At 68.8% G+C, this 20,424-nt stretch carries 17 protein-coding genes and 1 tRNA gene; 12 read left to right on the top strand and 6 right to left on the bottom strand.

Annotation, left to right across the window (positions count from 1 at the left end; translation table 11 throughout):
* Positions 1-31: 31 nt before the first annotated feature.
* Both ACFWYW_RS13925 and ACFWYW_RS13920 read right to left on the bottom strand, forming a co-directional pair.
* Entirely contained in the window at positions 32-2,335 is a 2,304-nt protein-coding gene (locus ACFWYW_RS13925; protein ID WP_379626986.1) for a 2OG-Fe(II) oxygenase, read from the bottom strand.
* A gap of 140 nt (positions 2,336-2,475) precedes the next feature.
* A complete protein-coding gene (locus ACFWYW_RS13920) occupies positions 2,476-3,120 on the bottom strand; it encodes a hypothetical protein (protein WP_379626954.1) in 645 nt (214 codons plus the stop codon).
* A 371-nt stretch (positions 3,121-3,491) separates the two neighbouring features.
* Here ACFWYW_RS13920 and ACFWYW_RS13915 point away from each other — a divergent pair, with 371 nt between their 5' ends.
* The gene (locus tag ACFWYW_RS13915; protein ID WP_379626956.1) at positions 3,492-3,968 is read left to right on the top strand and encodes a hypothetical protein; all 477 of its coding nucleotides are present in this window, start codon (positions 3,492-3,494) and stop codon (positions 3,966-3,968) included.
* A gap of 539 nt (positions 3,969-4,507) precedes the next feature.
* Here the strand turns inward: ACFWYW_RS13915 and ACFWYW_RS13910 are convergent.
* A complete protein-coding gene (locus ACFWYW_RS13910; protein ID WP_379626958.1) occupies positions 4,508-5,047 on the bottom strand; it encodes a dihydrofolate reductase family protein in 540 nt (179 codons plus the stop codon).
* 303 nt (positions 5,048-5,350) lie between these two features.
* Positions 5,351-5,436, bottom strand: a tRNA-Leu gene (locus tag ACFWYW_RS13905).
* A gap of 311 nt (positions 5,437-5,747) precedes the next feature.
* On the opposite strand from ACFWYW_RS13905, the gene ACFWYW_RS13900 reads away from it, so the two are divergent.
* Positions 5,748-6,329: a hypothetical protein gene (locus tag ACFWYW_RS13900; protein ID WP_379626960.1), complete on the top strand. Its 582-nt coding sequence runs from the start codon at positions 5,748-5,750 to the stop codon at positions 6,327-6,329.
* 215 nt (positions 6,330-6,544) lie between these two features.
* Positions 6,545-8,512: a chaplin family protein gene (locus tag ACFWYW_RS13895; RefSeq protein ID WP_379626962.1), complete on the top strand. Its 1,968-nt coding sequence runs from the start codon at positions 6,545-6,547 to the stop codon at positions 8,510-8,512.
* Between the two features lie 112 nt (positions 8,513-8,624).
* Here ACFWYW_RS13895 and ACFWYW_RS13890 read toward each other — a convergent pair whose 3' ends face one another.
* Positions 8,625-8,810, bottom strand: coding sequence for a DUF5703 family protein (locus ACFWYW_RS13890; protein WP_184971456.1), 186 nt, complete (start codon positions 8,808-8,810; stop codon positions 8,625-8,627).
* A 191-nt stretch (positions 8,811-9,001) separates the two neighbouring features.
* Here ACFWYW_RS13890 and topA point away from each other — a divergent pair, with 191 nt between their 5' ends.
* The 9 genes from topA to ACFWYW_RS13845 all read left to right on the top strand — a co-directional run bounded on the left by topA (position 9,002) and on the right by ACFWYW_RS13845 (position 20,193).
* Entirely contained in the window at positions 9,002-11,692 is a 2,691-nt protein-coding gene (topA, locus tag ACFWYW_RS13885) for a type I DNA topoisomerase (RefSeq protein WP_379626965.1), read from the top strand.
* 56 nt (positions 11,693-11,748) lie between these two features.
* Positions 11,749-12,969 carry a metallophosphoesterase gene (locus ACFWYW_RS13880; RefSeq protein WP_379626967.1) on the top strand — a complete coding sequence of 407 codons (1,221 nt, stop codon included), beginning with the start codon at positions 11,749-11,751 and terminating at the stop codon, positions 12,967-12,969.
* A 69-nt stretch (positions 12,970-13,038) separates the two neighbouring features.
* Positions 13,039-13,548: a helix-turn-helix transcriptional regulator gene (locus ACFWYW_RS13875; protein ID WP_379626969.1), complete on the top strand. Its 510-nt coding sequence runs from the start codon at positions 13,039-13,041 to the stop codon at positions 13,546-13,548.
* 135 nt (positions 13,549-13,683) lie between these two features.
* Positions 13,684-15,729 carry a dTMP kinase gene (gene tmk / locus ACFWYW_RS13870; RefSeq protein WP_379626971.1) on the top strand — a complete coding sequence of 682 codons (2,046 nt, stop codon included), beginning with the start codon at positions 13,684-13,686 and terminating at the stop codon, positions 15,727-15,729.
* A 10-nt stretch (positions 15,730-15,739) separates the two neighbouring features.
* Positions 15,740-16,912, top strand: a complete 1,173-nt coding sequence (locus tag ACFWYW_RS13865) for a DNA polymerase III subunit delta' (RefSeq protein ID WP_379626973.1) — start codon at positions 15,740-15,742, stop codon at positions 16,910-16,912.
* Between the two features lie 145 nt (positions 16,913-17,057).
* Positions 17,058-17,330, top strand: coding sequence for a hypothetical protein (locus ACFWYW_RS13860; protein ID WP_379626976.1), 273 nt, complete (start codon positions 17,058-17,060; stop codon positions 17,328-17,330).
* Positions 17,331-17,470: 140 nt separating this feature from the next.
* Positions 17,471-18,319 (top strand): stage 0 sporulation family protein, encoded by an 849-nt coding sequence (locus ACFWYW_RS13855; protein ID WP_379626978.1) that lies wholly within the window; start codon positions 17,471-17,473, stop codon positions 18,317-18,319.
* Between the two features lie 331 nt (positions 18,320-18,650).
* Positions 18,651-19,559, top strand: a complete 909-nt coding sequence (locus ACFWYW_RS13850; protein WP_379626980.1) for an LLM class flavin-dependent oxidoreductase — start codon at positions 18,651-18,653, stop codon at positions 19,557-19,559.
* Complete coding sequence (locus ACFWYW_RS13845; RefSeq protein WP_379626982.1) at positions 19,549-20,193, top strand: TetR/AcrR family transcriptional regulator; 645 nt, start codon at positions 19,549-19,551, stop codon at positions 20,191-20,193. Before ACFWYW_RS13850 ends, ACFWYW_RS13845 begins: the two co-directional genes overlap by 11 nt.
* Here ACFWYW_RS13845 and ACFWYW_RS13840 read toward each other — a convergent pair.
* The coding region (locus ACFWYW_RS13840; protein ID WP_379640979.1) for an integrase core domain-containing protein at positions 20,190-20,424 on the bottom strand (235 nt) is incomplete at its 5' end. The genes ACFWYW_RS13845 and ACFWYW_RS13840 overlap by 4 nt on opposite strands.

Below are 20,424 nucleotides of genomic sequence, written 5' to 3'. Positions count from 1 at the left end.
ATTCACGTGGCGTGACGATGTCGGTGGTGGCTCAGGTGGAGGCTTTCCAGGAGTCGGTGAGCCAAGCCAGGTCCGCTTCGTGACGCTCGCGGGCGAGACGCTCCCGTTCGAAGAGGGCTTCTGTCTTGGTCAGAACCAGGGTGTACGGCCGGCCCTGGCGTCTGGTCTCATGACGGACGGGCAACTCCGCGTCATCTATTCGAGCGTGGACATGCCTGCGCTTGTCCTTGGCGAGCGGCCAGTCGAGAGCGCGCCGTTCAGGATGCCGGAGGAACGTGCCGAGTACTTCGCACAGCTCGCACGCGCATCCGGTGGGCAGCTCGATCGACCAGTCGCCTGGCACACGCTGGGGTTGCGCCAACCATGTGCGGAGCCGTTCAGCACAGATGACGGCCAGGTCGCCGAAGCCCGCCTGGTGCGTCGCGGCGCGCAGCGTGGCCATCGTCAGCACGTGCGCTCGATCACCGGCCGTCCGCGCGAGCCTGTGGGCGTCCTGCAGTACGCCAGTCGATCCCAGGTGGGCCGCGGCGGCGATGATCCCGGCGCATGACGCCCCCAAAGAGGTCAGCCAGGCGCTGTGCCGGGAGGTGAGGGGGCCGTCGAGCGCCGGACCGACCTGGCCCGCGATCATCGTCCACGAAAGATCGACGATACGACGGGTGGCTGTGACGGACGCGCTCCCCTCGGCCGAAAGCGCAGTACACAGCCGTGGGAGATTCTCAAACCAGTCCAGCGGCGCCTGGGCGAGGCCGTAGGAGCCGGGCCGCCAGCTCGCGGACCAGTCGTGCAGCAGAGCGTCGGTCCAGGTGTCGCCGTAGTGCGCCGCCAGGCGGGCGAACGCCAGGCCGTGTCCGGGAGTCAGCCGCTCCAGCGCGAACGGCCGCAGCAGCATGGCGGCGATCTGCGCGTCATCCAGTTCCCTGGCTGCTTCCAGCGCTTGGCGGAGAAGTTCGGTCTGGTCGGTGTAACGGCCTGCGGCGTGCCAGAAGGACTCCAGCGAACGCGCCGCCTCATGGGCTTCCGCGATCTTCCCGGCGCGGGCCATCGCGGTGAGTTCGTCCAGCGCCCATCCCGGAGACGCCTCGGCACGGCTGGCGAAGCCCTGGTTTCGTGGCCAAATGACTAGCGCGGCTCGCCGGTACCACCGGTCCAAGGTGTTGCCGTAGTTACCCATGTAGCCCTCGTACTCCGAGGAGTAGGGCGTCCTGTCGGCAGTCGGGGTCGTCGAGGCCACCTCGGCATCGCTGAGATCCAGTGAGATGTCCACGAGCAGCCCTGTTTCCGGGCTGATCCAGTGAGCGAGCGTGGTCAAGGTCTCGATCAGATCCTGAAGAACGTACTGCCTGTCGTCCGCGCTGCCCGAGTCCTCCTCGTCGGGTTCTTCGTCCTCGTCATCGCCATACCACGCATCCTCGTCCTCATCGGGATCGTAGGCGTCCCAGGTCTCCTGGATTTCTGCCAGAGCCAGGGTGATCTCGCAACCCGCCTGCTCCGCCGCGGCCCGCACCAGGGCGGCCCGCGAGGCGTCGGAGCCCTTCAACCGGGACCAGCTCAGCCCGCGGGCGGTGTACTCATGGTCGAGAAGGTACGCCAGCCGCGTCGGCGGATCGCCCCTGCGATGGCTGTACGGCAGGACGACCGGGGTGGTGAAGTGCGTGCGAAGGCAGGCCGCGAGATCACTGACCAGCGGATGCCCGGCCGCCGCGTCCTGGCTGTTGCCCGTCAAGAGCAGGTTGTAGGTCAGGGTGACGCGGTTGCCCGTCTTGACGGGAAGAACCTGGTGCCGGCAGTCGGCGTAGAGGGCCACCAGCGAAAGCGCGGTCTTCAGCCCCCGGTATTTCCTGGTCTGGCCCTGATGCTCGACGACGAGCTCGCCACCGGTGTGCGCGGACGGCAACGTCACCACCAAGGTCGCGACCATGGCGTCGTCCTTCTCGGAGTCCTGGTGTGCGACAAAGAACTGCCCGGTCTCGTACAGGAGCATGGAGTGCAACTCCGGCGTGAGCCCGCAGTGCGGCGGCAACCCCAGCTCTTGGCGCATGTCATCGAGGACGGTCACGAACGCGTCCGTCCACTCGACGCGCACCAGCTCCTTGGGAATCTCCCAGCTGTCGCGGACCTCCGGGTCGGTCAGCGTCTGCTCGCCGCGCCCGAACCGCGCGCGACGGCCGAGCCCGCGCAACTGGACGGCCTGCTCATCAGGAAGGGGAAACCGCAGCCGGCCGATCCCATCTACCACCACCGACATCTCGGACTTCGCAAGCTTCCGATAGACGCTGGACGCGGCCGGCGCCGCCGACGCATCCAGTAACTCGGCCAGTCGGTCACGAGCCATGCCGGGCACGGGGTCCCCCTTCTCTCTGTCGCGGAACCCAAGCTACTGCGTGGGGGCGCGCTCCCAATGGGCCTTCCAGAACGTCGTCCGCGCGGCACTCTTGCCCGGTACGCACCTTGGTCAGCGGTGCCTCCAACTGATCAGGGGAGCAGGCGGCGCGCGAGTCGTTCGGCGTTGAGCGCGCGGATGGCGTCGTCCACGGCTTGCCGGTCGGTGAGGTCGACGCCCTGATCAGTGAGAGCGGCGGCGATCTGCTTGGCGGGACCCCAGGAGGTGTCGTCATCGAACGCCTGGGCGAACTCGGGAAGGTGGGCGTCGCGCTGATCGAGGGCATAGGCCAACCACTTGCGCAGAACGTCAGGAAGGGCTGTGCGCTGGGCGGCATCGAGGATGGCCTCCGTGTCCGCGGATGCGGCGGTGTGCCAGGGCGGCGGCGGCTGGGTCTCTTCCAAGATGTCGATCGTCTCGGCCAGCATGGTGAGGTCGGTGGCGGGCGCGACCCGCGCCAGCGCGGCGATCGCGGCCAAGCCGTGCGGTGAGGGTGTGGTGGATGCCCGGCCGGTCACCTCCATGCACAACAGATGCTCGGCCTCGCGCTCACCCACGCCTGGCCGAGCCAGCTGCTGTCCCAGGGTTTCGGCCATCAGCGGGTCGGCGAGGCCGGTGAGCTGCCGGGCATCACGCAGCAGCAGGTCGGATCGGCGCGGCGGGAGGGGCGAACGACGGACCGGTTTGCTGCTGGTGGCCTTGCGGCGGCCGCGGCTCTTGGGCGTGCTCCAGTCCACCACACCCCGGCGACCGCGCCGCATTCTGACCGGGGCGGTCAGATGGGTCGCGTGGTCGGAGGATGACGGCCACTCGTCGCGATAACCGTGGCCTATGTGCAGCCGAACCAGTCGGGTGCAGCGCCGGCGAGTTCGGAGTCCGGCAATGCGACGCCGGCCTTGCTGAGGCGTTCGGTGAGCGTTTGTGCTCGCTGGTGGGCGCGTGCCGCGTTCGAGGAGCGCCTGGCGGCGGCCATCGATGCCGACGCAGCCATGCCCAGCAGGGTCAGGTCAACTGTGTCGGAAGTCCGCGTCGGCTTGACAGGGCACATCCAGCCACTCGCGCAGCACGAATACGAGGTGACAACTGTCACGCTCATTGGAGGACAACGGTGAATCTCATCCCCCGACTCTCGACCCGGCGCCAGCGCCTGATCCCGGCATCGGACGGCCAAGCGGCACGACCGCGCCGCAGGTGGCTCGGCTCGGCGGCACGCCGCCGAGCCACCCTCGTCGCGAGCGCCGCGGCGGCGGTGATCCTCAGTGCCGGCCTCGCCGCATCCACTGCCACCGCGGCACAGGCGAACGTCTCGGTGGGTATCAAGAGCTTCAGGTGTGTCAGCTACACGCCCAACGACGGAGAGTTCCACTGCACGGCCAGATGGATCGGCGGTCGCCCACCCTTCACGGTCACCTGGAAGTCCAACCTCCCGCTCGGCATCGAGACCGACGAGGCCAACCGCTGGAGCCAGGCCGATGGGACATGCAGCCGCAGAGGCGCAACCTTCGCCATGTTCACTGTGACGGACGCCGATGGCGACAGCGCCTCGGCACAGGCGAACAACATCTGCCCGAAGCCACCACGCTGACGCCGACATACCGGAGAGACGGCGGCCCCATACCGGATCGCCGTGACCCAGGGCCCCGTTGAACGGGGCCGACCGGAAGATCGCGGACCCGGTACAGGAGCCGGATCAGGGCAGGGTCACCATCGGGCCGGGTAACGTCGTCACACAGTCTGGTGGTCGTCTACTGGCGCGAAGACCCATCTCTAGTGGGCTGGCCGCAGCGTGCACCGACTGCGAATCGATGATGCCGGTGACAGGGGGCACCGGCATGCGCGGACACGCAGGATACGGCGCAACTCATCCCGGATCGGCTGAAAGACCCCGGCCCTGGCCCAGCGGGCGAGGAACCCGAACACGTAGGCGATCTAATCGAGCGGCTCGGCCGAGAAACGATAGCCGTCCACCGGTCCTGCTTGGTGCGCTCATCTACAGACTCAGCGGGTCGGCGATCCGCGTGCACCGCTCCTCTCGCTCCTGATCGAGGCCAGGGTCCGGTGGATGATGTAGGAGACACCAGCTCGACGCTGTATGGCGAGCCAGCGGGAGGCCACCCGGCGCCGCTACTTCGGCTGCTTGGGGGCGTACACGTGCACGATCACGCCGGAGGGCAGCGGCGTGCTGCGTACGTACTCCAGGTGTGTGGTGTCGATGCCGTCGAGCACCCGCTGGCCGCTGCCGGCGATGACCGGGTGCACCCAGAAGTGGTACTCGTCCACCAGGCCGAACAAGGCCCGGTCCAGTTCGCCGGTGCCGAACTTCAGCAGGTGCCCGCCGTCCTCCTTCTTCAGTCGCGCCACCGCCTCCGCGACGTCTCCCTCGATGACGGTGGCGTTCCAGCCGGCCTCGGTCAGTGTCCTGGAGGCGACGTGCTTGGGCAGCTTGTTGATGGTGTCGGCGTAGTCGCCGCCATCCTCGGCCGTCGGCCAGTAGCCCGCGAATCCCTCGAACGTCTCCCGGCCCAGCAGCAGCGCGCTCGCCCCGAAGAGCAGGTCGCCGTTGTAGGCGATGTAGTCCTCGTCGATGTAGCCCATGCTCCAGACGTCCAGGCCGTCGATGACCCCGTCCAGCGTGATGAACGTCGACTCGATCAGCTTCCTCATCGTCTTCATCCCTTCGGTGTTTTCTTGGCGATGAGGAAACCCTCGTGCAGGCCCATTACCGGCTTCTTACCGCTTCCTTTCGGGGTCGGCCAAGCTGCTGCGAGATGCGTCAGCCCGCCCTATGAGCAGGCTGATGGGTGAGGACGGGCTGGGCGCCTGTATCCGCAGGTGTGGTGATGCGCGCAGGGTCGCGGACCCGGCCCGCAAGGCACGCCTGTACGACAGCCTGGGCTACTACCCCCGGCAAACAAAAAGTCCTGGTCAGCTCCAGAGCCGACCAGGACCACATAGGCGAATCGAGTGTGTCCGAGGGGGGACTTGAACCCCCATGCCCCGCAAAGGGCACTAGCACCTCAAGCTAGCGCGTCTGCCTATTCCGCCACCCGGACTTGGTGCCTGCACGCGGGACCGTCATCCCGCGTCGGCGAGAGAAAGGTTAGCAAACTCTGGGGGGTGCGTCATACCTGGTTTCCGCGCCACCCCGCCGAAGAGCTTCGGGAAGCCCCGCCGGCAAGAGAAAAGCATGCCCAATCAGCGGGTACAGGTTGGTTTGGGGTGTGGGTTCTTGACCTCTTCCTGGATCTCTGCTGAAAAGCCCTTGCGACAACGTTGGGTGCTGCTACGGTTACGGACCGTTGAGGGGTGAGTCCATGGACCGGCCTCACCTGGTGAGGTCGGTTCTGGAGCTTTGGGAGGTCACGTGGCACGCACGCCGGTGCAGCAGCTGAGGGCGATGTCCCTCGTTGCGCGGCGTGTGCGCGTGGCCGTTCCCACGGAGGGCGCGATCACTGATCGGCAGGACCGGATGGCGCGGTTCGCGGCCGGCGCCGGTCAGGTCATCGCCCGAGCGGTCGCGGTTGGGGCCCTGGTGGCCGCCGGCTGGCTGCTCGCTCTTCTCTTCGGGATGCTCACCGCCGCTCCCGCGGCGGCCGGCACCTCTCAATCCACGGTCGCCGCCGGGCCCGTCTCGGGCGATTTCCCCACGGCGGGCGACGCCGTCTCGGTCACGGACAATGCCGAGGCGATGGCAGGCCTGAAGGTCGACGGGCTGACCAGCCAGTCGACCCCGGGCATGCCCGATCCATCCACCGCGTCCAAAAACCTGGGCGCCAATGGGCTGGCCCCCAATGGCGGTGGCAGTGGCCCCTTCGGGCCGAGCATGGGGGACGTCGCGAGGTCGGTGTTCGACCCGCGGCTCCTGGCACAGCGCGCCCCCCTGGCGTGCGTGCTGCCCCCCGTCGTCCGCACAGCGGCGGACGACCCTTCTTTCTCACCTGACTGATCCAACGGCGTCATCGGCCGGCCCTGCTCTAAGGCCCGGCGGCGGAGCGTGGGCGAATCTCTGAAGCCCCTCCGCGAGCGAGCCAGTCAGTCAGTCACAGGTTCGCATGCCCCGTGATCTCCGCTGAGCGGCGCCCCATCCAGAGGGCGCGCACGGTCTCGGGCTGCCCGCGAACTGTCAGGTAATCCCCCCAAGAACCACTAGGAGCATTCATTATGCGTACGTGGGCAAAGGCATCGGCCCCGGCGGCTCTGCTCGCCGTAGCGGTCATGTCCTTCGGCGGCGGTACGGCTGTCGCCGACACCTCGGGCAACTCATCGGTCGGCGGCGGGAACCAGGTCAACCTGCCCATCTCCCTGCCGATCGACATCAGCGGCAACGCCGTCGGCGCGGCCGGCGAGTCCAGCGCCACCTCGCAGGGCGGCGCCTCGGTCGAGAACACCGGCAAGGGCGGCATCCCCGGCAAGACATCCGGCAACAGCAGCGTGCTGGGCGGCAACCAGGTCAATGCGCCGATCAGCGCGCCGGTCAACGCCTGTGGCAACGCGGTCTCGCTGTTCGGCAGTTCCGACGCGGGCTGCAAGGGCGGCGCGACCGTCAAGAACTCCGGCAAGGGCGGCGCTGGCGGCAACAGGACCTCCGGTGACAGCAGCCTTCTCGGCGGCAACCAGGTCACCGCGCCCATCAGCGCCCCGATCAACGCCTGCGGCAACGCGCTGGCGATCTTCGGCGACGCGACCGCGGGCTGCAAGGGCGGCTCGTCCGTCAAGAACACCGGCGTCGGCGCCGGTGGCAACACCACCTCGGGCCGGAGCTCAGCGCTCGGCGGCAACCAGGTGATCGCGCCCATCAGCGGCCCGATCAACATCTGCGGCAACGCGATCGCCGTCTTCGGCCAGGCGTTCGCCGGCTGCAAGGGCGGCTCGTCGGTCACCAACGGCGGTGGCAAGCCCGGTCACGGATACCACTCCGCCCACGGCAGGGGTTCCAGCGGCAACGACACCGACGGCCGCTTCGGCGCCGGCAGCGGCAACCAGGTCGTCGCGCCGGTCAGCCTGCCCATCACGGCCTGCGGCAACGCGGTCGGCAACGCCCCGGCAGGGTGCAAGGGTGGCAGCACCGTCGAGAACACCGCCGCGGGCAGCGGGGCGGGCGGCAACACCACCTCCGGGCGTTCCGGGGTGCTCTCCGGCAACCAGGTGATCGCGCCGATCACCGCTCCCGTCAACGTCTGCGGCAACGCCGTGGCCGCGTTCGGCGAGGCCTTCGCCGGGTGCCGCGGCGGCGTGTCGGTGAAGAACGGCGGCAAGGGCGCCGGCGGCAACACCACCTCTGGCAAGTCGGGTGTCGGATCGGGCAACCAGGTCGTGGCTCCGATCACCGCGCCGATCAACGCCTGTGGCAACGCCGTGGCCGCGCTCGGCCTGGCGGAGGCCCACTGCAAGGGCGGCGCCAGCGTCAACCCGCACAACGGCATCGGCGGCGGTGGCAACACCACCTCCGGCCAGTCGGGCGTGCTCGCCGGCAACCAGGTGATCGCGCCGATCACCGCTCCTGTCAACGTCTGCGGCAACGCGGTGGCCGTCCTGGGTGACGCCGCCGCCGGGTGCCTGGGCGGTTCGCACGTCGGCAAGCCGGTCGAAGAGGGCCACGGCTACGACCACTACGCGCGTCCCCGCACGGGAAGCGTCGCCAAGAGCAGCGGCCTGCTGCCCGCACTGCCCCTTCCGGCTCTGGCCAGCCTGAAGGACGCGGGGAACGTGACCCAGCAGATGCGTTCCGGCGGTCTGCCCCCGCTGCCCGTCGTGGGCGACGTCACCCAGACCCTGGGCCTGCCCGCGCTTCCCGGCCTGCCCGGTCTGCCCGGCCAGCCGTCCACCCCCGCCACGCAGGGCAAGACCAACCTGCCGGTGAAGACCAAGAACCACACCGCCGCCCCCGACCCGCTGTCGGCCCTCGGCCCGGTGGGCGGGCTGGCCTCCGCTACTCCGGTCGGCGGCGCGGTGGCCTCCACCGCGGGCTCGCTGCCCGTCGGCGACCTGGGCCTGATGAGCGCCGCTCAGCCCGCGGGGGTCACGGGGATGAACTCCACCTCGTTGTTCGCGCTGGTGCTCGGTGCGATGTTCGCCGCGTCCACGACGCTGTTCGCGACCACCCGCCGGCTCCGGCTCGGCAGGAAGTAGTCCAGGTACGGCTCTCGCTCACAGCCTGTGAGTAAGTAGCGTGAGACGCTTTGCCCGTTCTGGGGGGCGCGGCCCCGGGACGGGCAAAGCCATGTCCAGAAGCGGTCAACAATTAGAGGGTGCGGCGAACTCGTATGATCTTGCGGCGCAGCCGTACCCGACGGCTTCCATCGGGATACACGCGCACGAGAGACAGTTCCCACTGGCCGTACTCGGCGTGTTCGGTGAGCAGTTGACGTGCGGCTTCGCGGGAGGTGTCGCGTGGAATGAAGATATCCATGTAGGAGTAGTCGGGCACAACGATTAGTCTCCAGGGTGAGTCAGGGCGCGAGGCTGCTCGGTGGGCCTTATTCTGCGTCCTTGTGGGTGGACCCGAAAGGTTGTGGGTAGCCCGGGGGAAGGAAAAAACCCGCAATCCGGGTTACCTTGCAGATCTGTGCCGGACTCCGGCAGGGGGAAGCGCGAACGAACAGCGAGGTAGGAAGCAGCGTGCCAGCCAACAACGGCGCCGGCGGAACACGCCTGGTGATCGTCGAGTCGCCCGCCAAGGCGAAGACGATTGAGAAGTACCTGGGGCGTGGCTACGTCGTCGAGTCCAGCATCGGCCACATCCGTGACCTGCCGGAGCGGGCCGACGACATCCCCGAGAAGTACAAGGGGGAGTCGTGGGCTCGGCTCGGCGTGAACGTGGAGCACGAGTTCGAGCCGCTGTACGTCGTCAACGCCGACAAACGAGCCCAGGTCACCAAACTCCGGCAGCTCCTGAAGGACGCCGACGAGCTTTACCTCGCCACTGACGAGGACCGCGAGGGCGAGGCCATCGCGTGGCACCTGCAGGAGGTGCTGAAGCCCAAGGTGCCGGTGCACCGCATGGTCTTCCACGAGATCACCGAGCACGCGATCCAGGAAGCCGTCGCGAACCCGCGCACGCTCAACCTGCGCCTGGTCGACGCCCAGGAGACGCGCCGCATCCTCGACCGCCTCTACGGCTACGAGGTCAGCCCGGTCCTGTGGAAGAAGGTCAAGCCGCGCCTGTCCGCGGGCCGCGTGCAGTCGGTCGCGACCCGGCTGGTCGTGGAGCGCGAGCGGGACCGGATGGCGTTCACCGTCGCCAACTACTGGGACCTTTCTGCCCTTTTCGACACCGGCAAGGCCGAGGAGCGGCCGCGTGACTTCACCGCCACGCTGTCGACGGTCGACGGCAAGCGGGTCGCGCAGGGCCGCGACTTCGCCTCCACCGGCCAGCTGAAGACGGCCGGCGTGCTCCACCTGTCCGAGGCGGCCGCCGGTGAACTGGCCGGGCGCCTGCGCGCCTCGTCGTTCCGGGTCAAGTCGGTCGAGCGCAAGCCGTACACGCGCAAGCCTTATGCGCCCTTCAGGACGACCACGTTGCAGCAGGAGGCCAGCCGCAAGCTGGGCTTCACCTCGAAGCACACGATGCAGGTCGCGCAGCGCCTGTACGAAGAGGGCTACATCACCTATATGCGTACCGACAGCATCACGCTGTCGGAGACGGCGATCGCCGCCGCGCGCTCTCAGGCCATCAAGCTGTACGGCGCCGCCTACGTGCCCGACAAGCCGCGGGTATATGCCAGCAAGGTGAAGAACGCGCAGGAGGCGCACGAGGCGATCCGCCCGTCGGGTGAGGAGTTCCGCACTCCCGGCGAGACCGGGCTGAGCGGCGACAAGTTCCGCCTTTACGAGCTGATCTGGCAGCGGACCATCTCCTCGCAGATGAAGGACGCGGTCGGCGAGTCGGTCACGGTGAAGGTGGCGGGCGCGTCGTCGGCGGGTGAAGAGGTCGAGTTCAGCGCCTCCGGCCGCACGATCACCTTCCACGGCTTCCTCAAGGCCTACGTCGAGGGCGCGGACGACCCGTCGACCGACCGCGACGACTCCGAGAAGCGCCTGCCCAACCTGGCGGAGGGCGACGCGCTGGACCTGAGCAGGCTCGACGTGGCCGCGCACGCGACCAAGCCGCCCGCTCGCTACACGGAAGCGACGCTGATCAAGGAGCTGGAGGATCGGGAGATCGGGCGTCCTTCGACGTACTCCTCGATCATCGGAACGATCCTCGACCGCGGCTACGTGTTCAAGAAGGGCACGGCGCTGGTGCCGTCGTTCCTGGCCTTCGCCGTGGTCAACCTGCTGGAGCAGCATTTCGGCAACCTGGTCGACTACGACTTCACGGCCGAGATGGAGAAGGTCCTCGACGACATCGCCAACGACCGCGCCGAGCGGGTGCCCGAGCTGCAGCGCTTCTACTACGGCGCCGACGGCGACGAGGGACTGAAGGAGATGGTCACCGACCTCGGCGAGATCGACGCCAAGGAGATCAGTTCCTTCGCGATCCGGGACAGCGACATCGTCCTGCGCGTCGGCCGATATGGCCCGTACCTGGACAGGGAGGGCTCGCGGGTCAACGTTCCCGAGGACATGACGCCGGACGAGCTCACTGCGGACAAGGCCGAGGAACTGTTCTCGCGGCCGACCGGCGACCGTGAGCTCGGCCATGATCCGGCGACGGGGAACATGATCGTGGCCAAGGACGGGCGGTTCGGCCCGTATGTCACGGAGGTCCTGCCCGCTCCGGCCGAGGACGAGGCGCCCAAGAAGCGGACGAAGAAGGCGGATGCCGCGAAGCCGCGGACGAGCTCGTTGTTCAAGACGATGTCGCTGGACACGATCACGTTCGAGGAGGCGCTCAAGCTCCTGGAGATCCCGCGGCTCGTGGGTGAGCTGGAGGGCGAGCCCGTCGTCGCGCACAACGGCAAGTTCGGGCCCTACCTGAAGAAGGGCACGGACTCGCGCTCGCTGGCCGCCGAGGACGACCTGTTCACGGTCACGATCGAGCAGGCCAAGGAGCTGTTCGCGCAGCCCAAGCAGCGTGGCAGAGGACGCGCCGCGGCCGCCGCGCCGCTGCGTGAGCTGGGCGAGGACCCGCACTCGAAGAAGCAGATCGTGGTGAAGGAAGGGCGTTTCGGCCCGTACGTCACCGACGGCGAGACCAACGCCTCCCTGCGCAAGGACGACAGCGTGGAGGAGATCACCACGGAGCGGGCGGCCGAACTGCTTGCCGAGCGGCGTGAGCGGGCGCCGGCGCCGAAGAAGAAGACGACCACGACCAGGAAGGCTCCGGCCAAGAAGGCTCCGGCGAAGAAGCCGGCCGCCAAGTCCTGAGAAGGCTCTCAGGCGGCGCCGCGCGCGTTGTCGGCGCCGCCTCGTAGCATGACCGCGTGGGATTCGCCGTCATGATGATCGTGGTCGTCCTGGCCGTGCACTACTACCTGTGGCGCAGGCTGGTCCGTTCGACCACCGCGCCCGGCCGTTCGCGCCGGGCGCTCACCTGGGCCATGGTCGGCCTGGTCCTGCTCGTGGTGGCGACCTTCATCGGCACCCGCGTGGAGGCGGGGTTGTGGTGGCTGGCCTGGCCGGGCTACATCTGGTTCGCCATGATGTTCTACCTCGTGGTCTTCCTGGTGGTGCTGGAGATCCCGCGGGCCGTGGTGAGCCGGTTGTGGCGGCGGCCTGCCGTACATGAGGTGAAAGAGCCGGTGTTGGTCGCGGGCGGGGCGCCGCCCGCGACGGAGCCCGCCGAAACGCCGCCGCCGTCCGGCGGCGAGGACGTGAGCAGACGCCTGTTCATCGGGCGCGGCACCGCGCTGGTCGCGGGGGTCGCGGCCATGGGCACGGTGGGGTACGGCATGCGTACCGCCCTGGGGCCGCCGGTGATCGAGCCGGTCAAGGTCACGCTGCCGAAGCTCGATCCCCGGCTGGGCGGGATGAGGTTCGCGGTGGTCAGCGACATCCACCTGGGGCCGCTGACCGGGATCGGGCACACCGAGCGCATCGTCCGGATGATCAACGAGCTCGAACCCGACGTGGTCGCGATCGTGGGCGATCTGGTGGACGGGACGGTGGCGGAGCTGGGGGCGCTGGCGAAGCCGTTCCGGAACCTCGAATCCCGATATGGCGCCTATTTCGTGACCGGTAATCACGAGTACTACACGGCCAACGGGCCGAATGAGTGGATCAAGGAGCTCGACGGGCTCGGCGTGCGTTCGCTGCGCAACGAGCGGGTGGAGATCCGCCATCAGGGCGCGGTGCTCGACCTGGCCGGGGTCAACGACATCAACGGCGCGACCATGAACGACGGCCCCGACTTCGACAAGGCGCTCGGCGGGCGGGACGCGGCGCGGCCCACCGTGCTGCTGGCCCATCAGCCGGTGCAGGTCGACCGGGCCAAGGACTATGGCGTGGACCTGCAGTTGTCCGGGCACACGCACGGCGGGCAGATCGTGCCGTTCAACCTGGTGGTGCCGTTCCAGCAGCCGGTGGTGTCGGGGCTGGCGACGGTCGACGGCGTGCAGGTGTACGTCACCAGGGGCGCGGGTTTCTGGGGGCCGCCGGTGCGCGTGGGGGCGCCGCCGGAGATCACCCTGCTGGAGCTGCGCTGACTTCCCCGTTCGCCTGACGGGCCCGGCCCATCCGGCGTAGTATCCAACCGGATACCGAGGAGGTGGCGGGTGGGTACGCCTGACGTCAGATTCTGGGCCGAGCGCGGCGGGTTGCTGCTCAAACGGGCCAGACAGGCCGCCAGCATGAACCAGACCGTGCTGGCCGACCTGAGCGGCACGTCGCGTACGACGCTGTCCGCCTACGAGCACGGCCGCAAGTCGCCGACGCTGGAGACCGCCGGCCGCATCCTCGACGCGGCCGGCTTCCACCTGGTACTGGAGCCGAAGATCGAGTTCACCGAGCACGAGGGCTCCTTCCACGTGCCCGATCGGCTGCCGCGGCTGCCGGCCGAGCGCGCGCTGGCCACGGTCGACTACCCGGCGGGCCGGCGGCGCGACCTGGCCGACAGAGCCGACCGCGGCGCGGTCTACTCCGCCGTGCTGCGCGAGGGAACCCCCGCTGACCTGCTGCGCTATGTCGACGGCGTGTTGCTGGTGGAGCTCTGGAGAGAGCTGGAGCTGCCCGAGGCGGTCAGAGCCGCCTGGACGCCCCTGGTGCGCGCGTGCCGGGCGGCATAGCGATGGGGGCCCATTCGGGGTCTGCGCCCTGCACAGGGGCCCCAGGACGTAATACCCTCAGGCGCGAGCAGCCGGGTATATCCGGCTCGTCTCGTGACCTCCCACGCCCGGCGAGCACCTGGATACGCTGACACTATGACCGCCCCTGGCCGACCCAGACCAGCGCATTTGCTGGCTAACGCCCCATTCCGCAAGCTGTGGACGGCCATGTCGGCGTGCAGCCTGGGTGACTGGCTGACCATCCTGGCGCTGACCGCCGTCGCGGGAAACCTCCACCAGAGCGACCCGCGCGTGCAGGCGCTGGCCATCGGCGGCGTCTTCGTCGCCAAGATCTTGCCGGCGATCCTGCTCGGACCGCTGGCGGGCGCGCTCGCCGGCCGCTTCGACCGCCGGATGACCATGGCGGCGGCCGGCCTCGCGAGGTTCGCGGTGGTGCTGTCGGCCGTGTTCGTCGGCGGCTACCAGTGGCTGATCATCACGATGGTCCTCGTGGAGTGCGTCAGCCTGCTCTGGACGCCGGCCAAGGACGCGACGGTGGCCAACCTGGTGCCCAGGGAGCGGCTGGAGCAGGCCAACCGGCTCGACCTGCTGGCGTCCTACGGCACCGCGCCGCCGGCCGCCCTGCTGTTCGCCGTGCTGTCGGTCGTCGCCGGCCTGCTGCGTACCGTGAGCCCGTTCTCGCCCGCGACGGAGACGGCCGGGCCGGCGCTGATCATCGCGGCCGCCGCCTACCTCGTGTCCGCTGCGCTCAGCTTCACCCTCCACGACATCCCCCGGCGTACCGGGGCGATCCCGGCGCCGTCGGTGCTCAAGCAGATCGTCGAGGGCCGCCGGTCGGTCGGCGGAAACCGGCTGGTCCGCGGGCTGATCATCGGCATGCTCGGCGCCTTCGCCGCCGGCGGCGCCGTGGCGGTCCTGGCGAAGCTGTACGTCAGCAGCCAGCTCGAAGGCGGAGATGCCGCCTACGGCATGGTGTTCTGCGCGGTCTTCACCGGCGTCGCGCTCGGCATGTTCTTCGGGCGGAGGCTGCTGGCAGGGCTGTCGCGGCGGCGGCTGTTCGGGCTGTCGATCGTGGTCGCGGGCCTGGCGCTCGTGGCGATCGCGCTCATCCACAACCTGGTGATCGTGGTCATGCTGACCGGGCTGCTGGGCGCGTGCGCGGGCATCTCGTGGATCATCGGCCACACGCTGATCGAGCTGGAGGCGGAAGACGCGCTGCGCGGGCGCATCCTGCCGTTCCTGCGGTCGGCGGCGCGGGTGACGCTGCTGCTGGTGGTCCTGGTGGGCGGAGCGCTGGCGGCGGTGTTCGGGGTGCACGAGCTCCCCTTCGCCGGGTACGACTACAACTTCGACGGCGTCAACCTGGTCCTGGTCGTCGGCGGCGTACTGGTCGCCGTCGTCGGGGTCCTGAGCTTCCGCCACCTGGACGACAGGAAGGGCGTCCGGCTGTCGGAGGACCTGGTCGCCGCGGTGCGCGGCGAGCGGTACGCGCCCGGTTCCGACGAGGAGACCCCCGGGCTGTTCCTCGCCTTCGAGGGCGGGGAGGGCTCCGGCAAGACCACGCAGTCCCGGCTCGTCGCGATCTGGCTGCGCGACCAGGGCTACGACGTCGTCCAGACCCGCGAGCCCGGATCCACCAAGGTCGGCATGCGGCTGCGGGCCATCCTGCTCGACGCGGCCGAGCGCGGACTGTCGGCGCGCTCGGAGGCGCTGCTGTACGCCGCCGACCGGGCCGAGCACGTCGAGAAGGTGATCCGTCCGGCGTTGGAGCGGGGCGCTGTGGTGGTCACCGACCGCTACGTCGACTCGTCGCTGGCCTACCAGGGCGCGGGGCGGGAACTCGACCCGGCCGACGTCTCCAGGGTCAACGCCTGGGCGACCGGCGGGCTGGTGCCGCACCTGACCGTGCTGATCGACACGCCGCCGGAGATCGGGCTGACCCGGCTGGGCGGGGCGGCCGACCGGATCGAGTCGGAGCCGCTGGAGTTCCACGAGCGGGTGCGCAAGGAGTTCCGCGCGCTGGCCTCGGCCGCGCCCGAGCGCTACCTGGTCGTCGACGGCACGTTGCGGCCCGAGGAGATCACCCGTTCGATCCAGGACCGGGTGCGGGAGATCCTGCCCGATCCGGTGCCGCAGGAGTCAGAAGACAACACGGGCACGATGCCTGCCATCCGCGACTAACCTTGCTTCCGTGGGCGTCTTCGATGACCTTGTCGGCCAGGACCAGGCGGTAGCCGTACTTTCGCGTGCCGCTGCGGCCGCGCACGAGGTCGTCGGCGGCGGGCGGGGCGCGGGCATGACGCACGCGTGGTTGTTCACCGGCCCGCCGGGCTCCGGGCGCGAGGAGGCCGCGCGGGCCTTCGCCGCCGCGCTGCTCTGCCCGGACGGCGGATGCGGCCACTGCGACCAGTGCCATCAGGTGATGATCGGGTCGCATCCCGACCTCGAATCGGTCCGCCCGCAAGGGCTGTCCTACGGCGTGAAGCAGACCCGCGAACTCATCCTGCGGGCCGCGGGCGCGCCGACGCAGGGGCGGTGGCGGGTGATCCTCTTCGAGGATGCCGACCGGGCCACGGAATCGGCCCAGAACGCGGTGCTGAAGGCCATCGAGGAGCCGCCGCCGCGTACCGTGTGGCTGCTGTGCTCGCCCGCGCCGGACGACATGATGATCACCATCAGGTCGCGCTGCCGGGTGATCACGCTGATTACGCCGGGTACGGAGGCGGTCGCGCACGTGCTGGCCACGCGCGACAGCGTGCCGCCGCCGATGGCGCAGTTCGCGGCGCGGGCCTCGCAGGGGCACATCAGCCGGGCGCGGTCGCTGGCGCTGGATGAGGGGGCGCGGTCGCGGCGGGAGGCGGTGCTGGCGATTCCCCGGTCGCTGACGGGGGTCGGGGAGTGCATCACCGCTGCGGAACGCCTGGTCAAGGCGGCCGAGGAGGAGGCCGCCGCGGCCACGGCGGCGCTCAATGAGACGGAGACGTCCGAACTGCGCAAGTTGTATGGTGAGGGGTCGACGGGGAAAGGGCTCAATCGCGGGCTGGTGCGTGGGGGCGCGGGGGCGCTGAAGGAACTGGAGGACCGGCAGAAGTCGCGGGCTACGCGGATCAAGCGGGACTCGCTGGACTCGGCTTTGCTGGAGCTGGTGTCGTTTTACCGGGACGTGCTGGCGATGCAGTTCGGGGCGGGGGTGGAACTGGCCAACGACGACCTGCGGTTTGACCTGGATCAGGTGGCTCGGGGGGGTACACCGGAGGAGACGTTGCGGCGGATCGAGGCGATCATGGTGTGCCGGGAGCGCCTGGAGGCCAGCGTCAACCCACAGATCGCGGTGGAAGCCCTGATGCTGTCCCTGCGCGGCTGAGCGCGTCCCTCGCTTTTCTTCTTCTGGTCTGTTCTTTCTGCGGGGTCTTTGCCGCTTCTCTCGCCTTTTCCGTTACGGCAAGCCGCCCCCACGCCACCCGCCGACGTTGGCGGGCGTGTCGTGGGGGTCGCTTCTCACGTCGGACGTGGCGAGCGTCGTCACGGCCCGCGTGAACCAGCTGCTGCCGCTGAAGATCTGTGGTCTCACGGACTGCCACTTCGAGGGCCAGATGACGGCCTGGCAGGTCGCCCTGCGGCTCGGCGATCTCAAGGGGAAGAGTGCCGAGGACATGAACGCGTCGATCCGGGTCCTGCTCCACCCGGATGCCGACCGGCGGCGGGTTCTTGAAGCGATCTTCCCGCTGGCCGGGGTGGAAAGGGTGGTCGACCATCGCTGTCTGATCACGATTTCCTGCTGATCTCGGTTCCACGACTCTTGAGCCGGGCCGGGAAAGTAGTGCTAGTGACTCTCACGTTTGGGCGGTCCGCACACGTAGTGTGGCAATGGTAGGCACCCCCGAGGCCGTCAGGAGGCGAGCTCTAGCCCATGGGAATGATCATGGCCGTGAGCTTTACACGCTACGGGAGGCTCTACTACCTCGATCCGGGCGGGCACAGTCCCAAGGTCGGTGACAAGGTTCTGGTGCCGACCGACTCGGGTCCCGAGGTCGCGGAGTGCGTGTGGGCTCCGCAGTACTCGAGTGAGGACATCGACGGGCTGCCCGTGTGCGAAGGCGTCGCCGGCGACGAGCACCTGGCCCGCGACGAGAGCAACAAGCGACGCCGCGCGGAAGCCCGTAGCGTCTCCAAGCGCCTGATCAAACGCCACAGCCTGCCCATGAAGGTGGTCGGCGTCGACTATCTGGACAAGGACAACGTCTACACCGTCTACTTCTCCGCGCCGCACCGGGTCGACTTCCGGGCGCTGGTCCGCGACCTGGCCCGTAACCTCCGTGCCCGGGTGGAACTCCGCCAGATCGGTCCCCGCGACGAAGCCCGTCTCCAGGGCGGCATCGGCCCGTGCGGCCGTGACCTGTGCTGCGCGACCTTCCTCAAGGACTTCGAACCGGTGTCGGTCCGCATGGCCAAGGACCAGGACCTGCCGGTCAACCCGCTGCGTATCGCGGGGGCGTGCGGGCGGCTCATGTGCTGCCTCAAGTACGAGCATCCGCTGTACGTCGAGACGCGCTACCGGATGCCGAAAGCGGGAAGCCGGGTGGCCACACCTCAGGGCGACGGTACGGTGATGGGCCACAACGTCCCGTCGGACACCGTGCTGGTCCGGCTGGACGACGGGGGCCGCCGCTGCGCCTGCCCGTCGGCGTCGGTGTGTTCGCCCCGCCAGCAACACGAAAAGCAGTACGGCCCCGAGGGGGCCAATCCCGACGGCACCTCGAACCCCGCCTGAATCTGGGCTGCGGGGGTTGTACGGCGCGAGCGCCTGATCCCAGAGCCTGTGGAAACTCGTGTGACGCGCGGGAACTTCCAGGCGGTGGAGAAACACGGCGCTTGGGGGCAAGTGTTGCGTCGGGTGGGCGAGCTTTCGCGCGGCCGGAGACGTGGGAGGGCGTCCTTCGGCGGGTGAGTTGCCCTGACTCCGCGGTCGGCGTTCGCCCGGCAGCACTGTGGATGGCCCGCGCACCCCGTCACAAGGTCGGTCGGGCCACACTGAACGGTGTAGTTGACACTTTATACTGAACGGTTTAGTTTCGAGTGGAGATCCTAAATCGGAGGTTGTCATGGAGTTCGGCTTCTCCCTTGTCCCCACACCTGACATAGCCGCCCATCGCGAACTGGTCACCGTTGCCGAGGAGACCGGCCTTGACCTGGTGGGCGTACAGGATCATCCCTATGCCCCCTCCCAAGTTGACGCCTTCGCCCTGATCGGCACCTTGCTGGAGCACACGGAGCGGATCCGGTTCTTCCCTGATGTCGCCAGTCTGCCGTTGCGTCCGCCGGCCGTACTCGCCAATACTGCGGCAACTCTGGATCTGGCGTCCGGTGGACGGTTTGAGCTGGGTATCGGTGCGGGCGGCTACTGGCGGGCGATCGCCAGCATGGGCGTGCCCGAGCTCAAGCCCGCGGTGGCCCTCGACGCGCTCGGCGAGGCGATGGAGATCATGCGCGCGCTGTGGAGCCCGGACCAGCCCACGGTACGGCTGCGCGGCGAGCACCACACGGTCAACGGCGTGCATGCCGGGCCACCGCCGGCCCACCCGATCAACATCTGGGTCGGCGCGCAGGGGCCGCGGGCGCTGCGGTTCACCGGCCGGCTGGCCGACGGGTGGGCCGCGCCGATCCCGTCGTATCTGCCGTACGAGTCCTGGCCCGAGGCGAACTCCCTCATCGACCAGGCGGCGCGCGCCGAAGGCCGCGACCCGGCCGCCGTCATGCGGATGGCGCAGATCGTCGGCACCATCACCTCCGTTCCGGGCGAACTACCCGGACACGGCTCCGATCCGGTACGCGGCACGCCTGACCAATGGGCCGAATTCCTGGCGAAGCTCGCCATCGACCAGCCCTTCACCACGTTCATCTTCTGGCCGGAGCAGCAGTCGGCCGAGCAGGTGGTGCGCTTCGCGACCGAGGTCGTCCCGCTGGTCAAGGAGAGGACACCAAACGGTGTAGTTTACGCGCATGAACGTTGACGAATTCGGCCTCCCGATCATCCCCGATGCGGTCAACGTCTCGCAGCGCAAGCGCGAAGCGATCATCGACGCGGCCAAGGCCGAGTTCCTCAAAGAGGGATATACGGCCGCATCGGTGGATGCCATCGCCTCCCGGGCCGGGGTGTCCAAACCCACGATCTACAAGCATTTCGGCAACAAGGAGCGGCTCTTCCTGGCGGTGATCGGGGGGATTCTGCCGCAGACGTACGCGCATCTGGAGCCGTGCAAGTCGAAGATCGCTCAGGCGGACGACCTGCGGACAGCCCTCATCAGCCTGATGACCGAATGGGCGGAGATCCTCCTACGTCCCGACATCATGGCCCTTCGTCGGCTGGTCATCGGGGAGATCGACCGCTTTCCGCAGCTCGGCAAGGCGTGGTACCGCATCAGCGACAAGATGAACAACGAGCCGCTCGTCGAGGCGTTCGAGATCCTGCATGAGCGCGGGCGGATCAGCGTGCCCGACCCGGTCCTCGCCGTGCGGCAGCTGGTGGCGGCCACGATCGGCGTACCGCAGCTGGTCCGCACCTTCGACGCCCACGCCGAGGTCGACCTCAGGGAGATCATCACCTCGGGCGTCGACCTCTTCCTCGCCCGCTACCGCGCGGCCTAGATGTTCTGTCCTGAGAGGTTAGGTACGCGGTTGGCGGGTGGTTGGCCGCCGAGTGCGGTGTGGCCGCGGTGGTGATTGTAGGCGTGTAGCCAGGGGCCGAGTGCTTGGCGGCGGTCGGCCTCGCTGGTGTAGGGCCGGGCGTAGGCCCATTCTTCGAGCAGGGTGCGGTTGTAGCGTTCGACTTTGCCGTTGGTCTGGGGGCGGTAGGGGCGGGTGCGTTTGTGGGTGATG

Source organism: Nonomuraea sp. NPDC059023, from assembly GCF_042740095.1.
Lineage (GTDB): Bacteria > Actinomycetota > Actinomycetes > Streptosporangiales > Streptosporangiaceae > Nonomuraea.
The sequence above is the reverse complement of the archived record's forward strand: the minus strand, read 5'-3'. Positions and strand labels throughout refer to the sequence as shown.